At 61.8% G+C, this 19,837-nt stretch carries 25 protein-coding genes and 1 tRNA gene; 18 read left to right on the forward strand and 8 right to left on the reverse strand.

Annotated features, from left to right (window positions below; all coding sequences use genetic code 11):
* Positions 1–74: 74 nt before the first annotated feature.
* From B7H23_RS04930 to B7H23_RS04940, 3 genes are all read left to right on the forward strand, one after another.
* A complete protein-coding gene (locus B7H23_RS04930) occupies positions 75–1,067 on the forward strand; it encodes a Bug family tripartite tricarboxylate transporter substrate binding protein (RefSeq protein WP_094076216.1) in 993 nt (330 codons plus the stop codon).
* A 77-nt stretch (positions 1,068–1,144) separates the two neighbouring features.
* The gene (locus B7H23_RS04935; protein WP_094076217.1) at positions 1,145–1,576 is read left to right on the forward strand and encodes a tripartite tricarboxylate transporter TctB family protein; all 432 of its coding nucleotides are present in this window, start codon (positions 1,145–1,147) and stop codon (positions 1,574–1,576) included.
* Positions 1,577–1,588: 12 nt separating this feature from the next.
* A complete protein-coding gene (locus B7H23_RS04940) occupies positions 1,589–3,130 on the forward strand; it encodes a tripartite tricarboxylate transporter permease (RefSeq protein WP_094076218.1) in 1,542 nt (513 codons plus the stop codon).
* A 126-nt stretch (positions 3,131–3,256) separates the two neighbouring features.
* On the opposite strand, the gene B7H23_RS04945 is transcribed toward B7H23_RS04940, so the two are convergent.
* A tRNA-Gly gene (locus B7H23_RS04945) sits at positions 3,257–3,331 on the reverse strand.
* A 196-nt stretch (positions 3,332–3,527) separates the two neighbouring features.
* Between B7H23_RS04945 and B7H23_RS04950 the strand changes: the two genes are divergently transcribed.
* From B7H23_RS04950 to B7H23_RS04970, 5 genes are all read left to right on the forward strand, one after another.
* The gene (locus tag B7H23_RS04950; RefSeq protein WP_094076892.1) at positions 3,528–4,061 is read left to right on the forward strand and encodes a prolyl-tRNA synthetase associated domain-containing protein; all 534 of its coding nucleotides are present in this window, start codon (positions 3,528–3,530) and stop codon (positions 4,059–4,061) included.
* Positions 4,062–4,096: 35 nt separating this feature from the next.
* Complete coding sequence (locus tag B7H23_RS04955) at positions 4,097–5,032, forward strand: thioredoxin family protein (protein ID WP_240534973.1); 936 nt, start codon at positions 4,097–4,099, stop codon at positions 5,030–5,032.
* Positions 5,033–5,125: 93 nt separating this feature from the next.
* Entirely contained in the window at positions 5,126–5,800 is a 675-nt protein-coding gene (locus B7H23_RS04960; protein ID WP_094076893.1) for an LON peptidase substrate-binding domain-containing protein, read from the forward strand.
* Between the two features lie 48 nt (positions 5,801–5,848).
* Positions 5,849–6,130: a Trm112 family protein gene (locus tag B7H23_RS04965; protein WP_094076220.1), complete on the forward strand. Its 282-nt coding sequence runs from the start codon at positions 5,849–5,851 to the stop codon at positions 6,128–6,130.
* A gap of 100 nt (positions 6,131–6,230) precedes the next feature.
* On the forward strand, positions 6,231–6,653 hold the full coding sequence (locus tag B7H23_RS04970) for a metallopeptidase family protein (RefSeq protein ID WP_094076221.1): 423 nt from the start codon (positions 6,231–6,233) through the stop codon (positions 6,651–6,653).
* A gap of 28 nt (positions 6,654–6,681) precedes the next feature.
* Here B7H23_RS04970 and B7H23_RS04975 read toward each other — a convergent pair whose 3' ends face one another.
* The 3 genes from B7H23_RS04975 to B7H23_RS04985 form a co-directional block, all read right to left on the reverse strand.
* On the reverse strand, positions 6,682–7,434 hold the full coding sequence (locus tag B7H23_RS04975; RefSeq protein WP_094076222.1) for a helix-turn-helix transcriptional regulator: 753 nt from the start codon (positions 7,432–7,434) through the stop codon (positions 6,682–6,684).
* 83 nt (positions 7,435–7,517) lie between these two features.
* Positions 7,518–7,724: a DUF1737 domain-containing protein gene (locus B7H23_RS04980; RefSeq protein WP_094076894.1), complete on the reverse strand. Its 207-nt coding sequence runs from the start codon at positions 7,722–7,724 to the stop codon at positions 7,518–7,520.
* A complete protein-coding gene (locus B7H23_RS04985) occupies positions 7,724–8,632 on the reverse strand; it encodes an HpcH/HpaI aldolase/citrate lyase family protein (RefSeq protein WP_094076223.1) in 909 nt (302 codons plus the stop codon). The genes B7H23_RS04980 and B7H23_RS04985 overlap by 1 nt, the downstream gene beginning before the upstream one ends.
* A gap of 117 nt (positions 8,633–8,749) precedes the next feature.
* On the opposite strand from B7H23_RS04985, the gene leuD reads away from it, so the two are divergent.
* The 4 genes from leuD to leuB all read left to right on the forward strand — a co-directional run bounded on the left by leuD (position 8,750) and on the right by leuB (position 12,169).
* Positions 8,750–9,355, forward strand: coding sequence for a 3-isopropylmalate dehydratase small subunit (gene leuD / locus B7H23_RS04990; RefSeq protein ID WP_094076224.1), 606 nt, complete (start codon positions 8,750–8,752; stop codon positions 9,353–9,355).
* Positions 9,356–9,508: 153 nt separating this feature from the next.
* Positions 9,509–10,576, forward strand: a complete 1,068-nt coding sequence (locus tag B7H23_RS04995) for a hypothetical protein (protein ID WP_094076225.1) — start codon at positions 9,509–9,511, stop codon at positions 10,574–10,576.
* Positions 10,573–10,959, forward strand: a complete 387-nt coding sequence (locus B7H23_RS05000; protein ID WP_240534974.1) for a RidA family protein — start codon at positions 10,573–10,575, stop codon at positions 10,957–10,959. Before B7H23_RS04995 ends, B7H23_RS05000 begins: the two co-directional genes overlap by 4 nt.
* A 100-nt stretch (positions 10,960–11,059) precedes the next feature.
* Positions 11,060–12,169: a 3-isopropylmalate dehydrogenase gene (gene leuB, locus B7H23_RS05005; protein WP_094076226.1), complete on the forward strand. Its 1,110-nt coding sequence runs from the start codon at positions 11,060–11,062 to the stop codon at positions 12,167–12,169.
* Positions 12,170–12,173: 4 nt separating this feature from the next.
* Here the strand turns inward: leuB and B7H23_RS05010 are convergent, their stop codons facing one another.
* The gene (locus tag B7H23_RS05010; protein WP_094076227.1) at positions 12,174–13,226 is read right to left on the reverse strand and encodes a glycosyltransferase family 4 protein; all 1,053 of its coding nucleotides are present in this window, start codon (positions 13,224–13,226) and stop codon (positions 12,174–12,176) included.
* Positions 13,226–14,056 (reverse strand): UDP-2,3-diacylglucosamine diphosphatase, encoded by an 831-nt coding sequence (locus tag B7H23_RS05015; protein WP_094076228.1) that lies wholly within the window; start codon positions 14,054–14,056, stop codon positions 13,226–13,228. Before B7H23_RS05015 ends, B7H23_RS05010 begins: the two co-directional genes overlap by 1 nt.
* Before the next feature lie 195 nt (positions 14,057–14,251).
* Between B7H23_RS05015 and B7H23_RS05020 the strand changes: the two genes are divergently transcribed.
* The 3 genes from B7H23_RS05020 to B7H23_RS05030 all read left to right on the forward strand — a co-directional run bounded on the left by B7H23_RS05020 (position 14,252) and on the right by B7H23_RS05030 (position 15,974).
* A complete protein-coding gene (locus B7H23_RS05020) occupies positions 14,252–14,686 on the forward strand; it encodes a hypothetical protein (protein WP_094076229.1) in 435 nt (144 codons plus the stop codon).
* Between the two features lie 75 nt (positions 14,687–14,761).
* Positions 14,762–15,523 (forward strand): DUF1223 domain-containing protein, encoded by a 762-nt coding sequence (locus B7H23_RS05025; RefSeq protein WP_094076230.1) that lies wholly within the window; start codon positions 14,762–14,764, stop codon positions 15,521–15,523.
* A 76-nt stretch (positions 15,524–15,599) separates the two neighbouring features.
* Complete coding sequence (locus B7H23_RS05030; RefSeq protein ID WP_094076231.1) at positions 15,600–15,974, forward strand: DUF2794 domain-containing protein; 375 nt, start codon at positions 15,600–15,602, stop codon at positions 15,972–15,974.
* A 227-nt stretch (positions 15,975–16,201) separates the two neighbouring features.
* Here B7H23_RS05030 and B7H23_RS05035 read toward each other — a convergent pair whose 3' ends face one another.
* Together B7H23_RS05035 and B7H23_RS05040 are read right to left on the reverse strand one after the other, a co-directional pair.
* Positions 16,202–16,732, reverse strand: a complete 531-nt coding sequence (locus tag B7H23_RS05035) for a GNAT family N-acetyltransferase (protein ID WP_094076232.1) — start codon at positions 16,730–16,732, stop codon at positions 16,202–16,204.
* Between the two features lie 96 nt (positions 16,733–16,828).
* The gene (locus tag B7H23_RS05040) at positions 16,829–17,611 is read right to left on the reverse strand and encodes a Bax inhibitor-1/YccA family protein (RefSeq protein ID WP_094076233.1); all 783 of its coding nucleotides are present in this window, start codon (positions 17,609–17,611) and stop codon (positions 16,829–16,831) included.
* Positions 17,612–17,802: 191 nt separating this feature from the next.
* Between B7H23_RS05040 and B7H23_RS05045 the strand changes: the two genes are divergently transcribed.
* The 3 genes from B7H23_RS05045 to B7H23_RS05055 all read left to right on the forward strand — a co-directional run bounded on the left by B7H23_RS05045 (position 17,803) and on the right by B7H23_RS05055 (position 19,815).
* Positions 17,803–18,243, forward strand: coding sequence for a DUF4174 domain-containing protein (locus tag B7H23_RS05045; protein WP_158215771.1), 441 nt, complete (start codon positions 17,803–17,805; stop codon positions 18,241–18,243).
* A gap of 94 nt (positions 18,244–18,337) precedes the next feature.
* Positions 18,338–18,532 carry a hypothetical protein gene (locus tag B7H23_RS05050; RefSeq protein ID WP_094076235.1) on the forward strand — a complete coding sequence of 65 codons (195 nt, stop codon included), beginning with the start codon at positions 18,338–18,340 and terminating at the stop codon, positions 18,530–18,532.
* A gap of 248 nt (positions 18,533–18,780) precedes the next feature.
* Positions 18,781–19,815, forward strand: coding sequence for an aspartate-semialdehyde dehydrogenase (locus B7H23_RS05055; RefSeq protein WP_094076236.1), 1,035 nt, complete (start codon positions 18,781–18,783; stop codon positions 19,813–19,815).
* The last annotated feature ends 22 nt before the right edge of the window (positions 19,816–19,837 follow it).

Consider the following 19,837-nt stretch of genomic DNA (forward strand, 5'->3'; position numbering starts at 1 on the left):
TGACAGGGTGCGGTGATAGCCTTCCTCATCCGGGCTGTGAAAACAGCTATCCGGACTTGTTTGGAGGAGAAATCATGCGCTTTTCGATCACGGGGCGCGGCCTTCTGGCTGCCGCTGCCCTTCTACTCACGCCCATGGCCGCTTCGGCCCAGGATTTTACGCCAGAAAATCCTGAATGCATCGCGCCGGCCAATCCTGGCGGCGGCTGGGACTTCACCTGCCGACAAGTCGGCAAATCTCTCCAGGATCTCGACATTATTCCGTCCACCATGCAGGTGGTGAACCTGTCGGGTGGCGGCGGCGGCGTGGCTTTCGCCGAAGTCGTCAACAAACGCAATGACGACAATGATCTGATCGTCGCGGCATCGTCGGCCACCGCGACCCGTCTTGCGCAGAACGCCTATCCCGGCAACACGATGGATCAGGTGCGCTGGCTTGGGGCCATCGGCGCCGATTACGGCGTCATTGCCGTCGCGGCCGACAGTGAAATCGACACGCTGCCGGCGTTGATGGATCAGATCAAGGCCGATCCGAGCGCGATTTCCATCGGTGGCGGTTCGGCCGTTGGCGGCTGGGACCATCTGAAGGTTCTGATCGCAGCGCAGAAGGCCGGCATCGAAGATGTCCGCCAGGTCAAATACATCGCCTTTGCGGGTGGCGGCGAAGCGGTGACGCAGCTGCTGGCCGGTTCGCTCCAGGCCTTCACGGGCGATCTGTCAGAAGCCAAGGGTTTCGTCGATTCCGGCGACATCAAAGTGATCGCCGTTCTGGCGCCGGAGCGTCTGGAGGGCGAATTTTCAGAGTTCCAGACCGCCAAGGAGCAGGGGATCGACGCGATCGGCGCCAATTGGCGCGGCTTCTACGCGCCGGGTGGGATGAGCGATGACGCCTATGATTATTGGGTCAAGGCTATCGGCACGCTCTACGCCTCCGACGAATGGAAGGCGATCATGGAAGCCAACGGTCTGGCGCCGCTCGATCTGCAGGGCGAGGCGTTCCAGTCCTTCGTGTCGGATTCGGTGCAGGAGATCACGGATCTGTCCAAGGAGATCGGCATTCTGCAGTAAGCCGATCGATCAGAAAGCGGACCTTCGCAATGCTTTGCGGAGGTCCGCATCTATCATCGCTCGATCGGGAGGATCGGATGAGTGACCGGATTTTTGGCGGGATCGGCCTGATTCTCGCTCTCTTCTATGGCTGGCAGGCGGCCATCATTCAGGAAAGCTTCCTGACCGACACGGTCGGCCCCAAAATGTTTCCTTTCATCATCGCCGCGATGATGGGGCTGTCATCGGTATATTTCCTGCTCAAGCCCGATCCAGAGCCGCATTGGCCGCGCGCCGGACGGCTGGCCGAGATCGGCCTCGCCGCTTTGGTCCTCGCCGCCTATGCCGAGCTTCTGCCGGTCGCCGGTTTTCTCATCTCGACCGCCATCGCCGCCGCCTATCTCACCTGGCGGCTCGGCTCCGGGCTCATCGAAAGCCTGATCATCGGCGTCGGTACTTCCGTCGGCATCTACGTCATCTTCCGCCTGGTGCTCGGCCTGTCGCTGGCCCGCGGCCCGTTCGGTTTCTAGAGGGGACAGACGATGGAACTTCTTTCTTCGCTCGCGGACGGTTTCGCAGTCGCGTTGACCTGGCAGAATATCGGCCTGGCGCTCCTCGGATGCTTTCTCGGCACCATTATGGGCGCGCTGCCGGGTCTCGGTCCCTCGAACGGTGTTGCGATCCTCATTCCGCTCGCCTTCACGCTGGGCCTTGGCGCCACGCCCTCGCTTATTTTGCTGACCTCGGTCTATTACGGGGCGATGTATGGGGGGCGGATCTCGTCGATCCTGCTGAACATTCCCGGCGACGAGCCGGCCATGATGACCTGCCTCGATGGCTATCCGATGGCGCAGCAGGGCCGCGCGGGCGAAGCGCTCGCGCTGTCGGGCGTCGCCTCCTTCGTCGGAGCGTTTTTCGCAACATGGGGCCTGGTCTTCCTTGCCCCCCAGCTCGTGAAGGTCGCGCTTCTCTTTGGTCCAGCGGAGTATTTCGCTCTCTTTGCGCTCGCCTTCGCGACCCTTGGCGGCATTTCCTCCACCAATCAGGCAAAATCGGCCTTTGCCGCGGCGCTCGGCCTCGGTCTTGCGATGATCGGCGTCGATACGCAGACCGGTGTGCCGCGCTTCACCTTCGGCGAAGTGCATCTTTATGACGGTATCGACTTTCTCGTCGCCATTGTCGGCCTGTTCGCATTGTCTGAGGTTTTCATCTTCCTCGAACATCGCGGGACCGATCGCGACATTTCCGATAAGCCGCGCATGAAGATCGGCAAGATCATTCCGTCCTGGAAACTGATCCGCTATTGCACGCCGACCATGCTGCGGACGACCGGGCTGGGCTTCCTCGCCGGCGTTCTGCCGGGAGCGGGGGCTTCGCTCGGCTCGTTCATCTCCTATTCCATGGAAAAAAGGCTGGTCGACCGGAAAGGTACGTTCGGCAAAGGCGATCCGCGGGGCGTCGCCGCGCCGGAAGCCGGCAACAATGCCGCCGCCGGCGGTGCGCTCGTGCCGATGCTGGCGCTCGGCGTGCCGGGATCGGGCACCACGGCCGTGCTGCTTGCCGTGCTGCTGGCGCTCAATATCACGCCCGGCCCGCTCCTGTTCTCGCAGAACCCGGATGTCGTCTGGGGCCTGATCGCCGCGCTCTTCATCGGCAACATCATGCTGCTCGCCATGAACATTCCGATGGTCGGCCTCTTCACGCGGGTGCTGATGGTGCCGCCGCGCATTCTCATGCCCATCGTCGCGATGGTCTCCTTCGTCGGCATTTACGGCATTTCGGGATCGAGCTTCGATCTCTTGGTCATGGTCGGGTTCGGCGTCATGGGCTGGGTGCTGCGAAAGCTCGACGTTCCGCTCGTGCCGGTGATTCTCGGCACGCTGCTCGGCAATGAGATGGAGGTGAATTTCCGCCGCGCGGTGAACATTTCCAATGGCGATTACTGGACGCTGGTCGGATCGCCGCTGGCGATCACGCTTTGGGCCATCGCCATTGCCGGGTTCGTGCTGCCGATCCTTGTCGGCGGTGTGATCCGCAAGCGCATGCGGATGCCGAAGGACAATGAAGGCGCAGTGACGGACTGACGCGAAAGCGGCACGCGAAATGTAAGAAGCGAGAAGGGTGGAGCGTGTCTCCGCCCTTTTTTGGCTTGCCCGATCCAAAACGACAAAAGCCGCGGCGATCCGCGGCTTTCAGCATGTTCGGCGAAATGGAGCGGGCGATGGGATTCGAACCCACGACCCCAACCTTGGCAAGGTTGTGCTCTACCCCTGAGCTACACCCGCTCGTCATGTCGCGCGCCAATCTCGACTGGCGTGAACGCGCGCTATATCGCCGAACCGACCGACGATTGCAACAGGAAAAATCACCAATGGCGCCTTCCGGTGTCGAATGACGGCCCACCGCCTCCGCCGGCTTGACGTGGGTCCATGGCTGGGCGATCCCGAAAGCCGCGAACGAACTATTGGAAGACGGACGGATATGACGGCTATCGAACCATCGGCGGAGGCGCGCCAGCTGGCCGAGCCGCTTCTTCAGCGGCTGGCAGCACTCGGGATCGCCGAGAAGACGCATTGGCACCGGCCTCATTTCACGGTCGAGGAAAGCCGCAAAGATCGCGGCGAAGCGAGTGGTCATACGAAAAATCTCTTCCTTAAAGACAAGAAGAGCCGCTATTTCCTGGTCACCGTACGCGACGATGCCGAACTCGATCTGAAAGGGCTTCACCGCCATATCGGCGCGCAGGGCCGTCTGTCCTTCGGGTCGGCCGAAAAGATGGAAGCGCTTCTGGGCGTCAGTCCCGGTTCGGTCACGGCGCTGGCGGCGTTGAATGCGAAAGCCGATGCGGTCCGGTTCGTCGTCGAGGAAGCACTTCTCGCCTCCGATCTGGTACATTGTCACCCGCTGACCAATGAGGCGACAACGAGCCTTCGGCCAGCCGATCTGCTGAGCTTCATGCGAGCATGCGGCCACGATCCTCTGATCTTGAATGTCGATGGCACCAACCCTCTATAAGGGAACGATTCATCGAAGGCCGCGGGAGTTTGATCATGAGTGCGAGCGAAGGATTTCTGGACCTTTCGGGGGCCGGCGCAGAATCGAATGAGGCAGCGGGCGATCTCATCGCCGACACAACGACGGCGAGCTTTGCGCAAGACGTCATCGAGCCGTCCAGGCAGGTTCCCGTTCTGGTCGATTTCTGGGCGCCGTGGTGCGGTCCCTGCCGGCAGCTCGGTCCGGTGCTTGAAAAGGTCGTGCGCGAAGCCAAAGGTGCGCTTCGACTGGTCAAAATGAATATTGACGAGCATCCCGCCGTAGCCGGCCAGCTCGGGGTCCAGTCGATCCCGGCGGTGTTCGCTTTCGTCGGCGGTCGGCCCGTGGACGCCTTCATGGGCGCGCTGCCGGAAAGTGAAATCAAGGCCTTCATCGCCAAGCTTCCAAAGGCCGATGGCGCGCCGGTCGATCCTATCGCGCAGGCCATGGATATGGCGCGCGAGGCTGAAATGAGCGGCGGGACCGAACGGGCCATGCAGGTCTATTCCGCCATATTGCAGCGCAAACCGGATCATGGCGAGGCGCTGGTGGCGTTGGCGGGTCTGCTTTGGGATGTCGGGCAGAAGGATGAAGCGAGCGCCATGATCGCCGAACTTCCGGCCGATAGCGATCTGGAAGGGCTCGCCATGCTTCGCAAGCGCATTGCGCTGGAGGAGGAGGTCGCAGCTCTTGGCGATCCGGCTTCGCTGGCCGCGCGGCTAGAGAAGGATCCGAACGACCATCAGGCCCGCTACGATATGGCGGCCATCGAAAATGCCCGCGGCGACAAGCAGGCGGCGGCGGATCATCTTCTGGACATTATTCGCCGCGACCGCGACTGGCGCGACGGCGAAGCGCGCGCGAAGCTTCTGTCGTTTTTCGAAGCCTGGGGGCCGAAGGAACCGGTTGTGGCGCAGGCGCGCCGCAAGCTCTCCTCCATGCTGTTCGCCTGATCGCCGTTCGGTTCATGCTTGAGAAGATGGCGGCCTGCGCCACATGCTGCTTTGGGCCGCATTTTCGGCCCGGTGGCATGGAGCAGCGATAATATGCAGGCCGGCAATCGGAATTATCGCAGCGCGGACGAACTGCCTGAATCGGTTCCGATCTTTCCGCTTTCCGGCGCACTTCTTCTGCCGGGCGGACGGATGCCGCTCAATATTTTCGAACCGCGCTATCTGGAAATGGTCGAAGCGGCGATGGCTGGCGAGCGGCTGATCGGCATGATTCAGCCCTCCCTGGATGGGAGCCGACGCGCCGATGACGAGCCGATGCTCGCGCCGGTCGGTTGTCTTGGGCGGATCATCTCCTTTGCTGAAAGCGGCGACGGCCGTTACCTCATCACCTTGAACGGGGTCTGCCGGTTCCGGCTCGGCGAGGAGTTGGAAAAACCGAGCCGTCCCTATCGGCGTGCGATCATCACGCCTTTTGCTGCCGATCTGAAGGATGACGATCGCAGCGCGGTGGATCGCGAAGCGCTGATCGGCGCATTTCGCGATTTCGTCGACGCCAACGATATGGAAGTGGACTGGCCGAGCGTCGAGCAGGCCAGCACGCAAACGCTCGTCAATGTGCTGTCCATGATGTCGCCTTACGGGCCGGCGGAGAAGCAGGCGCTTCTGGAAGCGCCGGATCTGAAGACCCGCGCCCAGACGCTCATCGCCATAACCGAACTGCTGCTGGCCAGGGTACCTGACGGTCAGGGTGGCAATAGCCTGCAATAGGCCCGATATCCGACGCCTCGAACGGAAGCGACCAGCAAGGGAAAAGCGATGAACGATCCCGATCGCCAACCGCGACAGCCGGAAAAGCCCGATCGCCGGATGCTCGATATCCTGGTCTGTCCGCTGACGAAAACGTCACTGCGCTACGACGAAAAGGCCGGCGAACTGATCTCCATGGCAGCGAAGCTGGCCTATCCGGTGCGTGGTGGCGTCGCCATCCTGCTGCCATCGGAAGCGCGGATGCTGGCCGACGAACCGGTCGTGCCGGCCGACAAGGCGGGCGCAGCGCTGAGGGACAATCGGACGCCTTCCGGTCGGTCGGATGACTGAACGGCGGCATATCCTTTCTCTACCTTCGGAGCAGATTGGATGACTGGGCCTGCCGAACGCTCTTTCCTCGCCCGACCGGATTGCCTATAGGCTGGCGGACATGGCACGCATCGACCGAACAGGGGACTGGGCCGGCAGACATTCGCCTTCGCTGGAAGAGCTGGAGCTCTTGGCGCAGCAGGCCTATGCGCATCTTCCCCTTCCTTTTCGCGAATTGTCCGGACAGGTTCTGATTTCCGTTGCGGAATTCCCGCAGGAAGAGATCATGGACCATCTGGCGATGGAAACGCCTTTCGACCTGCTGGGCCTGTTCGAAGGGCGCGGCATCGCCGAGCGCTGGAACCCGCAGACCGGCGAGGGACCGAACCGCGTCACCCTCTATCGCCGCGCGATTCTCGATTACTGGGCCGAGAATGAGGAAACGCTGGGCGACATCATCACCCATGTCCTCATTCACGAAATCGGCCATCATTTCGGCCTTTCCGATGACGATATGATGCGCATCGAAGCGAGTGCCGATTAGGCGCTTAATCTTTCGACGAGATAGCGAATCAGTCGATCAGCCCGAGGCGGATGGATTTGGCCACGGTGTGCGTCTTGTTCTGCGTTTGCAACTTGTCCGATGCCGAGGCCAGATGGTGGTTCACCGTATTGGCCGTGGTGCCCAGAAGCGCCGCCGCTTCGGCGGATGTCTTGCCGGCGGCCGTCAGGCGTATGCAGTCCAGTTCCTTATCCGACAGGTACGGGCCGCCGGGCATGGTTTGCGTGCCTTTGTTCAGTTCCGTGATCCGCTCGAAGAACCGGGCGCTGAGATAGGTGAGCCCAGCGCTTTCGTCGGCAGCCATTTCTTCGCGCCGACCGCCATATCCGATCGCGCCCCGATGACCTTCCGGCGTGACGGTTGGTATATAGACGCCATTAAGGTGATCGAATTTCTGAAACAGTTGCACCGCGACGTCGCTGTCGCGCCGGCAACGCTTCGCCTTGACCAGATCCATGTTGTAGGCAAGGGGCAGTGTCGTCTTGCGCAGCCGGCTGAAGATCGGACTGCCTTTCGCAAGCATGTGGGTGTCGTAAGCGCGACTCAGTTCCGGCTCCCAATTGGTGAGCAGGGTCAGTTCGGAAAGCGATTCCTCGCTGGTTTCGGGCAGGTGCAGAACGATAAAGTGTCGCCAGCGGAAGAAGGCGACAATCGTTTTCATGACTTTGAGCAGGTCATAACTTGTCAGCGTCGCCGCGATGGCGGCGCTCGTCGTTTCGTAGAAGTCGGCCACCGGGGCCGACGCGAATGTCTTTTTTGGCATCGCCTTCACATGGGTTCAAGCGGGGTTGCACTCGAATGATTGTTACGCCGGCCTGAAACAGGGCCGGTACTGAACATGCACCCTTACTGTTCTCCGAGCTTCATATCGGAGGAATATTTCGCGCCCTGGACCGTTTTGACGACAGCCTGGGCGACCCGCATCGTTCCGGCGACCGGATCGTGGGCGTAAGAGGGATCGCCGTATAATTGCCAACCTTTGGAAAGGGCTTCGCTGACGCGATGGCAGAAGCTGGAATCGTCCGGACCCGTCAGAACGCGATAGAGCTGCATCATTTATCCCCTTGGCTGGCTGATTCGCGCCGGTATGCGCGGCGGAGAAGTCGGAGCGCAGCGTCGCGATGAAGATGTTCCACCATCTGTCCGTCCACCTTGATGACCGCCTTGCCCGAATTGACGGGATCGGCAAAGGCATCGACGATCTGCCTTGCCCGATCCTGTTCTTGCCCTGACGGTGTAAAAGCCGCTCTGGCCGCTTCGATCTGCGCCGGATGGATCAGCGTCTTGCCGTCGAAACCCAGCGCGGCGGCCTGGCCGCATTCCGACGACAGACCGTCCCCGTTGGCAATATCGTTGAAAACGCCGTCGAGAACGGAAAGGCCGCCGGCGCGCGCGGCCATCACCATCTGCGCCAGAAAAGGGATGATATTGGCCCGATCCGGACCGGGCGCCATGCCGCTCATTGCCACCAGGTCGTTCGTGCCGGCGACAAGGGCGGAAAGGCGCGCTGCCGGCGCACGGCCCAGTTCGGCGACGGCGGACAGGTTCATCATGCCGCGCGGCGTCTCGATCATGGCCCATATGCGAAAAGCGGCGGCATTGCTGATGGAGGAGAGCGCCTCGGCAAGGGTCAGAATATCGGAGGGCTGCTCGACCTTCGGCAGCAGAATGGCGTCCGGCAGGCACGCCACGGCGGCCAGCATGTCTTCGGTTCCGTGGGGTCCCCGGAGCGGATTGATTCTGACGACGCGGTGAAAGGGGGCGGTCCTGTGGACCCTGAAATGATCCCGGAGCCTTTCGCGCGCCTCGCCCTTTCGATCCGGCGCAACAGCATCTTCGAGGTCGTAGATGACGGCATCGGGCGACAGGGTGGCAAGCTTCTCCAGTGCGCGCTCATTGGTGGCGGGCACGAAAAGGGTGGCGCTCAGTGACGGTTCGGCATCGGACGAATCAGCTTGCATTGGGCCAGTATTCCTATCGCCGGACGATCCTTGCAAGGTCGTGGCAGACCATTTGGTCTTTTCGGCTGGCCCACGCTTTGCTAAGGCGGTGCCAGAACTGGAGAAGGCCGACACCATATGGATAAGTTCACCACGCTGACCGGCGTTGCCGCACCCCTTCCCGTGGTCAATGTCGATACCGACATGATCATTCCGAAAGACTATCTGAAGACCATCAAGCGCACCGGACTTGGGCGCGGGCTTTTCGCAGAGATGCGCTTCGGCGAGGACGGTACGGAAAACCCGGACTTCGTGCTGAACAAGCCGGCCTATCGGAATGCCCAGATCCTGGTCGCCGGCAACAATTTCGGCTGTGGCTCGTCACGTGAACATGCGCCCTGGGCGCTGCTCGATTTCGGCATTCGCTGCGTCATCTCCACCGAGTTCGCCGATATTTTCTACAATAATTGCTTCAAGAACGGCATCCTGCCGATCGTCGTGTCGGAAGACGATCTGGAGAAGCTGATGGACGACGCCGAACGCGGCGCCAATGCCACTTTGACGGTCGATCTGGAAGCGCAGGAAATTCGGGGGCCTGATGGCGGCGCCATCGCGTTCGAGATGGATCCCGACCGCAAGCATCGCCTCCTGAACGGTCTCGACGATATTGGAGAGACCCTGCAGAAGGAAGCGGCAATCAGCACGTTCGAGAACAGGCTGGCCGAGGACCGCCCCTGGACCTGACGTCCTTCGAAGCGGTGGCGTTGAAGGGCAGGAGACGTTTCATGCCACCGGCATGACCGTCCACAGATCAGTTCCGCGCAAAACTTCATGTGATTGGCGCGGCTGCGGCTTTGGCGATAATGAAGGGGCGGGAGACCGTCATCGGAGTGTCACATGTCGTGCCTGACGCGATTGTTGCTATTGGCGGCCGGACTGGTGGCAACCGCCGTGCCGGCCTTTGCGCAGGAGCCGTCTTCTGCGCCTTCCGCTGTGGGCAATTCGACAGAAGAGAAACCGGTGACGCTCGATCTGCCCGGCGAGCCGGTCAGCGCCGTTTCCTTTGCCGGCGGAACGCTCTCGGTTCGGGCGGTGGATGGCGAGAAGGCCGTCTTCTTCAATGAGGGCGAGATCGCGCGCGATCTGTCTGCCCAGCTTCTTCGCCAATTCAACGTAGGCGGTGCGCCAGTGGCGCTCTACGCCATGGGTGCCAATGCGGAATCGTCGGCGCCCTGTAACGGCTTCCTTGTCATCGTCTGGCGCGATCCCGGCGGCACCGTTCGCGGCGGCACACCGCCCTTCATCTGCGGGACGGACGAGCCGGCCGTTACTCGCGATGCGCTCTATTTCTTCTCCGATGAGATCGCGCCCGGCCAGATCAATCCCATGGTGCGATGGACGGCGAAAGGCGGCTTCGCCATTGCCGCCGATCTGGCCTTCGCGCCGGTTCCGGGGTCTGGTTGGGACCAGCTGTCCGACCGCGGACTTTCGGTCCGTCAGCTGATGGAGAACGCCGCGGTCTACGGGCAGGCTTCGACGACGCTCGGCGACCAGCTCTTCGGTGTCGTTCAGGCGCTTGAGAATGGCGAGCGGGTGGCCAATCCGGAGCCTGGCGTTCACGTTGCTCAGGGATGCGCGCCAAACCAGTGCGATCAGGTGCAAGCGCTCGGCGTCGTCGATGGCGTCCATCAGGGCACCTTCTTTGCCGCGCGGGTCAATGGCGAAGTTGCCCGGGTCTGGCCGGATCTGGAAAAATGGCCACCTCGCGCCAAGGAAATCTTCGAGCGCTTCAAGGCTGGGGAAGATGTTCTGGCGGCCACTCCGCCGCTCCAGAAGAGCGAAAATGAGCCGACCGGTGACGATGTTACAGCAAAACCCGGCGTTGCCGAGGCCGGCCAGCAGGCGCTTCGGCCGCTTGCGCCATCCGATGGAGAACCGGCACCGAAAACAGGCCAAGCGCAGTGAGCGGCCGGCATTTGATTTCCAGCGGGTCGCCTTTCGAAGAAAAGGCCGGCTACAGCCGTGCGGTAGCGGTCGGCGACATGGTGTTCGTCGCCGGGACGACCGGCTATGATTACGAAACGATGACCATGCCCGATGACGTTGGCGCGCAGGCGGCCAATGCGCTTGCCACCATCGACAAAGCGTTGACCGATGCAGGCGTTGCGATAGCGGACGTGGTACGCGCCACCTATTACGTTACCGATATGAACGACGCCGATGCAGTGTTCGCCGAAACGGGCCGCGTCTTCTCCGCCATTCGCCCTGCGGCAACGATTGTCGAAGTCACGAAACTGCTGAAGCCGGAAATGAAAGTCGAGATCGAGGTGACGGCCAAGCGGGGATGAGCGCCGCATCTCTTGCGGCAACAGCCCGCGCACGCTAGCAGGACGCATCCCTTTTCCCGTCGCCTGTTCCACGGGCCATTCACTGCGAGGACCTTCGACCATGACCAAGACGCTTCTTCTGCTGCCCGGCGACGGTATCGGCCCGGAGGCGATGGCCGAGGTCGAGAAACTGATCGATGTGCTGAATGCGGAGGAGAGCGCCGGATTCGAGACGGATCGCGGCCTGGTCGGCGGTTCGGCCTATGATGCCCATGGCGCCGCCATTTCGGAAGAGGATATGGCCAAGGCCATGGCGGCGGATGCGGTGCTGTTCGGCGCGGTCGGCGGGCCGAAATGGGACGACGTGCCCTATGATGTTCGCCCGGAAGCCGGGCTGCTGCGTCTGCGCAAGGATATGGAACTGTTCGCCAATCTGCGTCCGGCCATCTGCTATCCGGCGCTTGCATCGGCCTCTTCGCTACGGCCCGAAGTGGTGGAAGGGCTCGATATTCTGATCGTTCGCGAACTGACCGGCGGCGTCTATTTCGGCGAGCCGAAGGAAATCGTCGATCTCGGCAATGGCCAGAAGCGCGGCATCGACACCCAGGTCTACGACACGTTCGAGATCGAGCGGATCGCCGGCGTCGCCTTCGAACTGGCGCGGACGCGGGGCAACAAGGTCTGCTCCATGGAAAAGCGCAATGTGATGAAGAGCGGCGTGCTCTGGAACGAGGTCGTTACCGCCACGCACAAGGCGAACTATTCCGATGTCGAACTGACCCACATGCTGGCCGATGCCGGCGGTATGCAGCTCGTCCGCTGGCCCAAGCAGTTCGACGTGATCGTGACCGACAACCTTTTCGGCGACATGCTGAGCGATGTGGCGGCCATGCTGACCGGTTCGCTCGGCATGCTGCCCTCGGCCTCGCTCGGCGCGCCGGATCCGAAAACCGGCAAGCGCAAGGCGCTCTACGAGCCGGTGCATGGCTCCGCGCCGGACATTGCCGGGCAGGGCGCCGCCAATCCGATCGCGATGATCGCCTCTTTCGCCATGTGCCTGCGCTATTCCTTCGAAATGGTGGAACAGGCCGACCGGCTGGAGAGGGCCATCGCCGCCGTGCTCGATAGTGGCATCCGCACCGGCGACATCATGGCCGAAGGCGCAAGACAGGTTGGAACAGTCGAAATGGGTGACGCCATCATCGCTCAATATCGCGAACTGGCGGGCTAGAGGCTCAGGCGAACGCTGCCTGAGACGCAGGTGACGGCTCCGGTTTCACGCCTGCCGGCACCAGCGTCTGAAGGAAGATATCGGCGCAGGCCTGCCAGCTGAAGGATCCCAGCACGCTTTCCGGATCGACCCGGCCGAGCTCCAGTGCGCCAAGCGCCGCCCTGCCGAGATCGTCGTCGCAGAGTCCGGCGGCCGGGCCGGCTTCGGCCATGACGTCGGCCGGACCCGGCACCGGGTAGGCCGCGACCGGCAGACCGCTTGCCAGCGCTTCCAGAAGGACGAGCCCGAATGTATCGGTCCGGCTCGGAAACACGAACACATCGGCGCCGGCGAAGTGAGCGGCGAGATCGATACCGGTCTTGGCGCCCAGAAACACGGCTTCGGGAAAGCGACGCTCCAGTTCGGCGCGCTGCGGGCCATCGCCAACGATCAGCTTGGTGCCTGGCAGGTCGAGCTTGAGAAACGCCTCGATATTCTTTTCCGTCGCCACGCGGCCGACATTCAGGAAAATCGGACGGGGCAGGTCGAGCGGGATGGCGCGCGCGGGATGGAAAAGATCGCGGTCGACGCCGCGCGTCCAGACCTGAAGATTGCCATAGCCGCGCGTCTCAAGGTCGGCGGCGATGGAGGCGGTCGGCACGAGAGTCGCTTCGCCCTTGCTGTGGAAACGCCTTAGAATGGCGTGAGTGAGCCGCACCGGCACGGGCAGGCGCGCCCGCAAATATTCCGGAAACCGGGTGTGGTAGGCGCTGGTATAGCGCCAGCCATTGCGGATACAGGCGCGCCGCATGGCCCGGCCGACCGGTCCTTCGGTCACGATGTGGATGTGGTCGGGACCGATCTCGCGCGCCATGCGTTCCATCGCGCCCGACGTGGCGAGAGCGAGCGGAATTTCAGGATAGGAGGGCAGGGCGATGCTGCGGAAGCGGGAGGGGCCAATAGTCTCGACCCGATGGCCGGCGGTGCCCAGATGATCCGCCACGATGCCCATGGTGCGGACCACGCCGTTGATCTGCGGCGGCGCCGCATCGGTGGCGATCAGAATGGTCTGGCCCATCAGGCGGCTTGCGTCTTTCGTACATCTGGCGCGGGAAGCGCCTGGACGCTTGGTTGCCGGGCATCCGCTTCCCGTTTGGCCAGAACGTCCATCCAGCGGATCAATTCAAGGCGACCGTCGAAATGCTCGACGATGGCGGTGCAGCTTTCCACCCAGTCGCCCGTGTTCACATAGGTCATGTCGCCGTCGATCGTTTCGATGGCCGCATGGTGAATGTGGCCGCAAATGACACCGTCCAGACCTTCCTTTCTGGCTTCGGCGGCAAGGGTCGTCTCGAACGAGCCGATGAAATTGACGGCGCGTTTGACCCGCAGCTTCGCCCAGGCCGAGAAGGACCAGTAGGGGAGGCCAAAGGCTCTTCGGATCAGGGCGATGAAACGGTTCAGATTGATCGCCGCGACATAGGCCCAGTCGCCCAGATGGGCTAGAAGCCTTGCGTTCATGACGACCACGTCGAACTGATCGCCGTGGATGACCAGAAGCCGGCGACCGTCGGCCGTTTCGTGAACGGTTCGGTCGATCACTTCGATGCCGCCAAAGTGCAGCCCTTGGAAATCGCGCGCGAACTCGTCGTGATTTCCCGGCACATAGATCATCTCGACGCCCTTGCGGGCCTGGCGCAGCAGTTTCTGGACCACGTCGTTGTGACTTTGGGGCCAATGCCAATGACGCTTCAGCTTCCACCCGTCGACGATATCGCCGACAAGGACGATCTTCTCGGCCTGATGCTCGCGCAGAAAACCGAGCAGTGCCGCGGCATTGGACGCTTTGGCGCCAAGATGAATATCGGACAGAAAAAGTGTGCGGATTTTCCTGGAAGTCCCGCTCATGGCGACTGACATCCCCTACCGTATACAGTGTCCCTCCCCTATGCGCTTCGCGTAACAGTTGGATGACAATGGCGCTGCTCGGCCATCTGCCCTGCCTGTCTCCACAGGAAACGCGGCATGGCTGCCTCAACGGAAGGGCAATTGACAAGCCGACGCTACAACGGCTTGTCTTTTCCGGCAGACGGGAGGACCATCATGCAGGATACGACACGGGACCAGGAAGAAGAACGGATCGAAGGCGTCTATCGCTCATCCGACGATTACTGGTGGAGTGGCCGGATCGCCGGCCCCGACGGGCAGTCCTACCGATTTCAACATAGCGATCTGGTATCGGACGAGACCGCCTATCAATCAGGCGAACGCGTGACGTTTCGAGCTGACGGACGATTTGCCCGTGACGTGCGTCGGTCGGGCGGCCGGGTTCGCCCGTTCCGGGTCGATACGCGCGCGGATCCCGGACAGGATGAACCGCCAGCCGACCTGGAAATGTCGGCCATGAGCCCGGCAGGCGGTGTCGGCGTGGTCGCGCCGCAGGGCGAAACAGCCGCATCGGGCTCAAGCGCACGCTGGCTGCTATGGCCATTGGTCGTGGGCATCGTGGCGGGCCTGATTTACGTCTATCTATCCTAGGTTCCTGGCCCTGGCCGCCGCTTGCGCCCTTGGCCGGCAATTGACGGCGACGACCGGCATGACCAGAATTGGACGATGAACGTGGCCAATTATCCCGTATGGACGCTTCGCCGGTTTGCCGCCTGCTTGTGGGTTCTGCTGCTCGGCAGCCTTCCCGCGCAGAGCCAGTCGCCAATCCGGGTTCTCGAACTCTTCACCTCCGAGGCCTGTCGTGCCTGCCTGCGAGCCGATGGCCTGCTCGACCGGGTGGCCCGGGAGCCGCGCACGGTCGCGATCGCCTGGCATGTCGATTACTGGAACATGCGTGGGTGGACCGATCCCCTGAGCCTGCCATCGGCGGGGCATCGGCAATATGGCTACCGCGATGCGTTCGGTCTGACCGGTGTTTTCACGCCCCAGGTGGTGGTCGACGGCGTCGCCAGCATGGTTGCCGGCAAGCGATCGCTTGTCGAAGAAGCGCTGCCGCAGAGCGATGTCACGACCATTCCCATTGCGGTCGAGCGCATGGCCGATTCCGTGATGATCGGCCTGCCGGAGCGATCGGACATGACAGGCGATGTGCGCGTGCTGCTCGTTCTGACCCGGCCCGATCGCGTTCGGTATATTTCCGGTGGCGATAATGCCGGACGCAGTTCGCTTTCGGTCAATGTGGTGGCGGAACTGCGCACGCTGCAGCGCTGGCGCGGCGGCGCGGAGAAGATCGAACTGCCACGGTCCGACATCGAGGCGCATGGCGGTGACAGCTTTCTGCTGATCCAGCGCTTCGACGGGTTGGGGCGCCCGCGTGCGATCATCGGCGCGGAGCGCCTGCTCGGAGAGAAAAGTGCCGGCAGTTAGAGCTTGGGTCCCGTTATACCTTGCGTTGGCAGAGTCGCCCCGCCAATCTGTGACTCATGAGTAAGAAGGTTCACGCATGAATCAGCCCAAACCGACGGGCAATCTGGTTGATCTGCGGGCGCACCGCCGTGAAACCCATGGCACGGTGGAGCCGGAGATCACCTTCCACCGCCAGGAGTTGGAGCGAATCCTCAATCTCTACAGTTTCATGGTCGCCGCCGGGGAGTGGCGCGATTATGCGATCGACTTCATGCAGGACCGGGCCGTGTTCTCGGTTTACCGCCGCGCGCGCGAAGTGCCGCTCTATCAGATCGTCAAGGAGCCCAAGCGCGCCCGCCGCCAGGGCGAATGGAGCGTGGTGACGGGCGAGGGCCTTGTTTTGAAGCGCGGCCGTGACCTGGCTTTGGTGCTGCGGGTGTTCGACCGGCAATTGAAGATCGTTCGCGACTAAATAGTCGGTCTTGCGGGTGGCCGGGCCATCACGCCCGTTCACGAAAGTTTGTTTGGAATATGCGACTGAGACGGTGACGGGCCGAAGGCGAGGCGCTAAAGTCTATTCGCTGATGCGTTAGCGTTTCCGCTTGCGAACAGCAGCCTCCGGTGTGATACGCCCCCTTTCATACTGGAGGCCTGTTCGGCGGGCCGGCAGCCTTCTTCAACCCCCCATTTTTTGAGCCGTTAGTCCGGGGATGCGTCGCCGCCTTGTGAAAGCGCACGCTGCATGATGGCTGTATCGCGCCATTGTCCGCCCTTCCAGCCCGTATCCTTCAGCGTGCCGACCATCGCGAAACCGTGCCGGGCGTGGAGTGCGACCGAAGCTTTATTGTTCGCCGAATCGCCGATCACCGCGACCATCTGCCACCACGGGCCGGCCTCCGCCTCGCGTATCAGGTCGAGAAGAAGGGCATTGCCGATGCCCTCGCCCATGCGATCGGCCGCGATATAGATCGCATCTTCCAGCGTGAAGCGCCAGCCGGGCCGCGTATGATAGGGGCCGGCATAGGCATAACCCACCAGGGTGCCATCGCTATCGCAGGCAATACGGAAGGGGAAATCTTCTGCGACCAATCGCTCGAAGCGAGTTCGCAACTCAGCCAGTGTCGGCGCTTCCAGTTCGTAGGAACCGAAGCCGGACCGCACATGCTCGCCATAAATCGCGGCAATCGCTTCAATATCGTCCGGTTCGAAGGGCCGAATGGTGATGGCCATGGGATCTCCGCAGAAAAGACAGTCCCTTACGTCAGCGGACCGACAAGAAAAAGGGCGGCCCGATGGACCGCCCCCAGATTTCCATGGTTCTGCCGGTTACTCGCGATTGCCGAGGAACTGCAGCAGGAACATGAAGAGGTTGATGAAATCGAGATAGAGACGCAGTGCGCCAATAATGGCCTTGCGGCCATGCACAACATCGTCGTCGCCCTCGTAATACATCTCCTTGATCTTCTGGGTGTCGTAAGCGGTCAGGCCAGCGAAAACCAGAACGCCGATCGCCGAGATCGCGAACTGCAGCGCAGACGATTCCAGGAAGATGTTCACGACCATCGCGATCAGAAGACCGATCACGCCCATGATCAGGAACGAACCCCAGCCCGACAGATCCTTCTTCGTCGTATAGCCGTAAAGGCTCAGCGCGCCGAAGGCAGCGGCCGTGATGAAGAAGGTCCGGACGATGGATTCCTGCGTATAGACAAGGAAGATCGTCGAGATCGATGCGCCCACCAATGCGGCATAGATCCAGAAGGTGGTCTGTGCCGCCGGCACACTCATTTTGTGCACGCGGAACGACAGGAAGAACACCAGGGCAAGCGGCGCGAAAATCAGCACCCAGCGCAGCGCGCTCGTATACATCAGCGCGCCGATCTGAGTCAGCATCACGCCGTTGATCTCACCGACGGCCAATGCTGGATCGGTGGTAGTGGACAGCGAAAACACACCCCATGCGGCAAGACCCGTCAGGGCCAGGCCGATCATCATGAGGTTGTAGACCTTGACCATATAGGCGCGCAGGCCCTGATCGATCGACGCATCGGCGACCGGACCGCCCCGGGTCGTCTGATAGGTCTGATAATTGCGGACAGGGTCAGCCATTGTGATCCTCTCATTAGCTGGCAAAAACCGTTCAGCGGGCGCAAACCCACCTGTTGAACGTAATATGCGTATTGCCGAGCCATAGGACAAGACCAACGGCAGTGCGAGCGTCGATAATCGTTAAGTGTTTGGTCCGACGACGAAGAATGTCTCTTCCCGCAACCGGAGCGGCATCTGCGCGTTGCAGACACATGATCAGAACAGCTCTTATTCTCGCCGCCGGCTTTTTCGCGTTCGATAATCTGCTACCGCAGGTTTCTCCCGCTCATGGCCGCCCCTTATCCACTTTGAAGTGGGAAAAGCGGCCGCTTCTCATTTTCGCGCCGGATGCCGGCCAGGCCGATCGTCAATGGTCCATTCTGCAACAAAGCAGCGATGGACTGAAGGACCGGGACATGGTGGTGCTGACGATTACCGACCGCGTGGATGTCCGTCACGGGCCAGCACCCACGGATCTTTCGGCCGCCGGCCTTCGCGCCTATTACGACGTGCCGCAGGACCGCTATGAATCGATCCTGATCGGCAAGGACGGCACCCGCAAGGCGCTGTGGCGCGATCCAGTCGAGGCGGTTGCGATTTTTCGGATCGTCGACGCCATGCCAATGCGTCAACGCGAGATGATCGACGACTGATCGGCTTTTGCGATCGCGTTGATCGATGTCAATATGTCGTTGTCACGGCAGGACTATTCTTATCCTCGTCATATTGCATTTGGTGAGGATACCCATGCTCAAGATCACCGCTCTCGTTCATGTCATGACCATGCCCGTTCTCATGGGCATGTTCGTTATCGCGGCGCTCAGCATTCCAGAATTCGCCGACAGTCAGGGCATCATTCTGGCTGCGGCGATCGGCTTCGTCGTCGCCATACCGGTGAGCTGGTTCATCGGCTCGCGGATATGGCGCGCCCGCCGCGCCTGATACCGATCGATCCGCCGACCCGTCCGCGTTATCGCCGGTGAGGCTGCATCCGCCTCCGGACCGGTTCCGACGCATCTGAAATTGACAGGTCGCCGGACCTGCTGCATAAGCGCGCCATCATGATGACGCCGACCCATTCTTCGTCGAAAACGACGACCACGCTCTGATCCCTCCTTCCGTGCCTTCCCGGAAGGGGAGGGACGGCGCATGTTCAGGATGGAAGGCGGAACAAGGATCGGATCGATACCATGGGTTTCAAGATTGCAGTGGCCGGCGCGACCGGCAATGTCGGGCGCGAGATGCTCGACATTCTGGAAGAGCGCGGCTTTCCCGCCGACGAGATTGTGCCGCTCGCTTCGCGGCGCTCGATCGGAACGGAAGTATCCTATGGCGACAAGACGCTGAAGGTCCGGGCGCTGGAGGATTACGATTTCTCCGATACCGATCTGTGCCTGATGAGCGCCGGCGGCGAGGTTTCCAAGAAGATGAGCCCGGCCATCGGCAAGGCCGGCTGCATCGTCATCGATAATTCCTCGGCCTGGCGCTACGATTCAGACGTGCCGCTCATCGTCCCCGAGGTGAACCCCGATGCAATCGAAGGCTTCCGCAAGAAGAACATCATCGCCAATCCGAACTGCTCGACCGCCCAGCTCGTCGTCGCGCTGAAGCCGCTGCACGACGCCGCGACCATCAAGCGCATCGTCGTGTCGACCTATCAGTCGGTCTCCGGCGCCGGCAAGGATGGGATGGACGAGCTTTTCAACCAGTCCCGCGCGGTGTTCGTCTCCGATCCCATCGAAACCAAGAAGTTCACCAAGCGCATCGCCTTCAACGTCATCCCGCATATCGATGTGTTCATGGAAGACGGCTACACCAAGGAAGAGTGGAAGATCCTCGCCGAAACCAAGAAGATGCTCGACCCGAAGATCAGGGTGACGGCGACGGCGGTGCGCGTACCGGTCTTTGTCGGTCATGCCGAGGCGGTGAATATCGAATTCGAAAAGCCGATCACGGCAGACGAGGCGCGCGACATCCTGCGCGAGGCGCCGGGCTGTCTCGTCGTCGACAAGCACGAGGATGGCGGCTACGTCACGCCGCATGAATGCGCCGGCGACGATGCCACCTACATCTCGCGCATCCGCGAGGACGCCACCGTCGAGAACGGCCTGGCGCTATGGGTCGTCTCGGACAATCTGCGCAAGGGCGCGGCGCTGAACACGATCCAGATCGCCGAGCTGCTCGTCGCCAAAGGGCTGATCCAGCCAAAGAAGCAGGCTGCCTGACGGCTTGCATCTTCACTGCCGA

Source organism: Notoacmeibacter marinus (assembly GCF_002238045.1).
Classification (GTDB): Bacteria; Pseudomonadota; Alphaproteobacteria; order Rhizobiales; family Rhizobiaceae; genus Notoacmeibacter; species Notoacmeibacter marinus.

Bases quoted from the DNA above. Each gene is read 5' to 3' on its own strand.
- B7H23_RS04965 (WP_094076220.1), top strand. From the start codon at position 5,849: ATGAACGATCCCGATCGCCAACCGCGACAGCCGGAAAAGCCCGATCGC.
- B7H23_RS04985 (WP_094076223.1), bottom strand. From the start codon at position 8,632: ATGCAAGCTGATTCGTCCGATGCCGAACCGTCACTGAGCGCCACCCTT.
- B7H23_RS05055 (WP_094076236.1), top strand. From the start codon at position 18,781: ATGGGTTTCAAGATTGCAGTGGCCGGCGCGACCGGCAATGTCGGGCGC.
- B7H23_RS05010 (WP_094076227.1), bottom strand. From the start codon at position 13,226: ATGGGCCAGACCATTCTGATCGCCACCGATGCGGCGCCGCCGCAGATC.
- B7H23_RS05030 (WP_094076231.1), top strand. From the start codon at position 15,600: ATGAATCAGCCCAAACCGACGGGCAATCTGGTTGATCTGCGGGCGCAC.
- B7H23_RS04995 (WP_094076225.1), top strand. From the start codon at position 9,509: ATGTCGTGCCTGACGCGATTGTTGCTATTGGCGGCCGGACTGGTGGCA.
- B7H23_RS05020 (WP_094076229.1), top strand. From the start codon at position 14,252: ATGCAGGATACGACACGGGACCAGGAAGAAGAACGGATCGAAGGCGTC.
- B7H23_RS05050 (WP_094076235.1), top strand. From the start codon at position 18,338: ATGCTCAAGATCACCGCTCTCGTTCATGTCATGACCATGCCCGTTCTC.
- B7H23_RS04955 (WP_240534973.1), top strand. From the start codon at position 4,097: ATGAGTGCGAGCGAAGGATTTCTGGACCTTTCGGGGGCCGGCGCAGAA.
- B7H23_RS05035 (WP_094076232.1), bottom strand. From the start codon at position 16,732: ATGGCCATCACCATTCGGCCCTTCGAACCGGACGATATTGAAGCGATT.
- B7H23_RS04930 (WP_094076216.1), top strand. From the start codon at position 75: ATGCGCTTTTCGATCACGGGGCGCGGCCTTCTGGCTGCCGCTGCCCTT.
- leuB (WP_094076226.1), top strand. From the start codon at position 11,060: ATGACCAAGACGCTTCTTCTGCTGCCCGGCGACGGTATCGGCCCGGAG.
- B7H23_RS05045 (WP_158215771.1), top strand. From the start codon at position 17,803: ATGATCAGAACAGCTCTTATTCTCGCCGCCGGCTTTTTCGCGTTCGAT.
- B7H23_RS05015 (WP_094076228.1), bottom strand. From the start codon at position 14,056: ATGAGCGGGACTTCCAGGAAAATCCGCACACTTTTTCTGTCCGATATT.
- leuD (WP_094076224.1), top strand. From the start codon at position 8,750: ATGGATAAGTTCACCACGCTGACCGGCGTTGCCGCACCCCTTCCCGTG.
- B7H23_RS04950 (WP_094076892.1), top strand. From the start codon at position 3,528: ATGACGGCTATCGAACCATCGGCGGAGGCGCGCCAGCTGGCCGAGCCG.
- B7H23_RS04980 (WP_094076894.1), bottom strand. From the start codon at position 7,724: ATGCAGCTCTATCGCGTTCTGACGGGTCCGGACGATTCCAGCTTCTGC.
- B7H23_RS04960 (WP_094076893.1), top strand. From the start codon at position 5,126: ATGCAGGCCGGCAATCGGAATTATCGCAGCGCGGACGAACTGCCTGAA.
- B7H23_RS04975 (WP_094076222.1), bottom strand. From the start codon at position 7,434: ATGCCAAAAAAGACATTCGCGTCGGCCCCGGTGGCCGACTTCTACGAA.
- B7H23_RS04935 (WP_094076217.1), top strand. From the start codon at position 1,145: ATGAGTGACCGGATTTTTGGCGGGATCGGCCTGATTCTCGCTCTCTTC.
- B7H23_RS04970 (WP_094076221.1), top strand. From the start codon at position 6,231: ATGGCACGCATCGACCGAACAGGGGACTGGGCCGGCAGACATTCGCCT.
- B7H23_RS04940 (WP_094076218.1), top strand. From the start codon at position 1,589: ATGGAACTTCTTTCTTCGCTCGCGGACGGTTTCGCAGTCGCGTTGACC.
- B7H23_RS05025 (WP_094076230.1), top strand. From the start codon at position 14,762: ATGAACGTGGCCAATTATCCCGTATGGACGCTTCGCCGGTTTGCCGCC.
- B7H23_RS05040 (WP_094076233.1), bottom strand. From the start codon at position 17,611: ATGGCTGACCCTGTCCGCAATTATCAGACCTATCAGACGACCCGGGGC.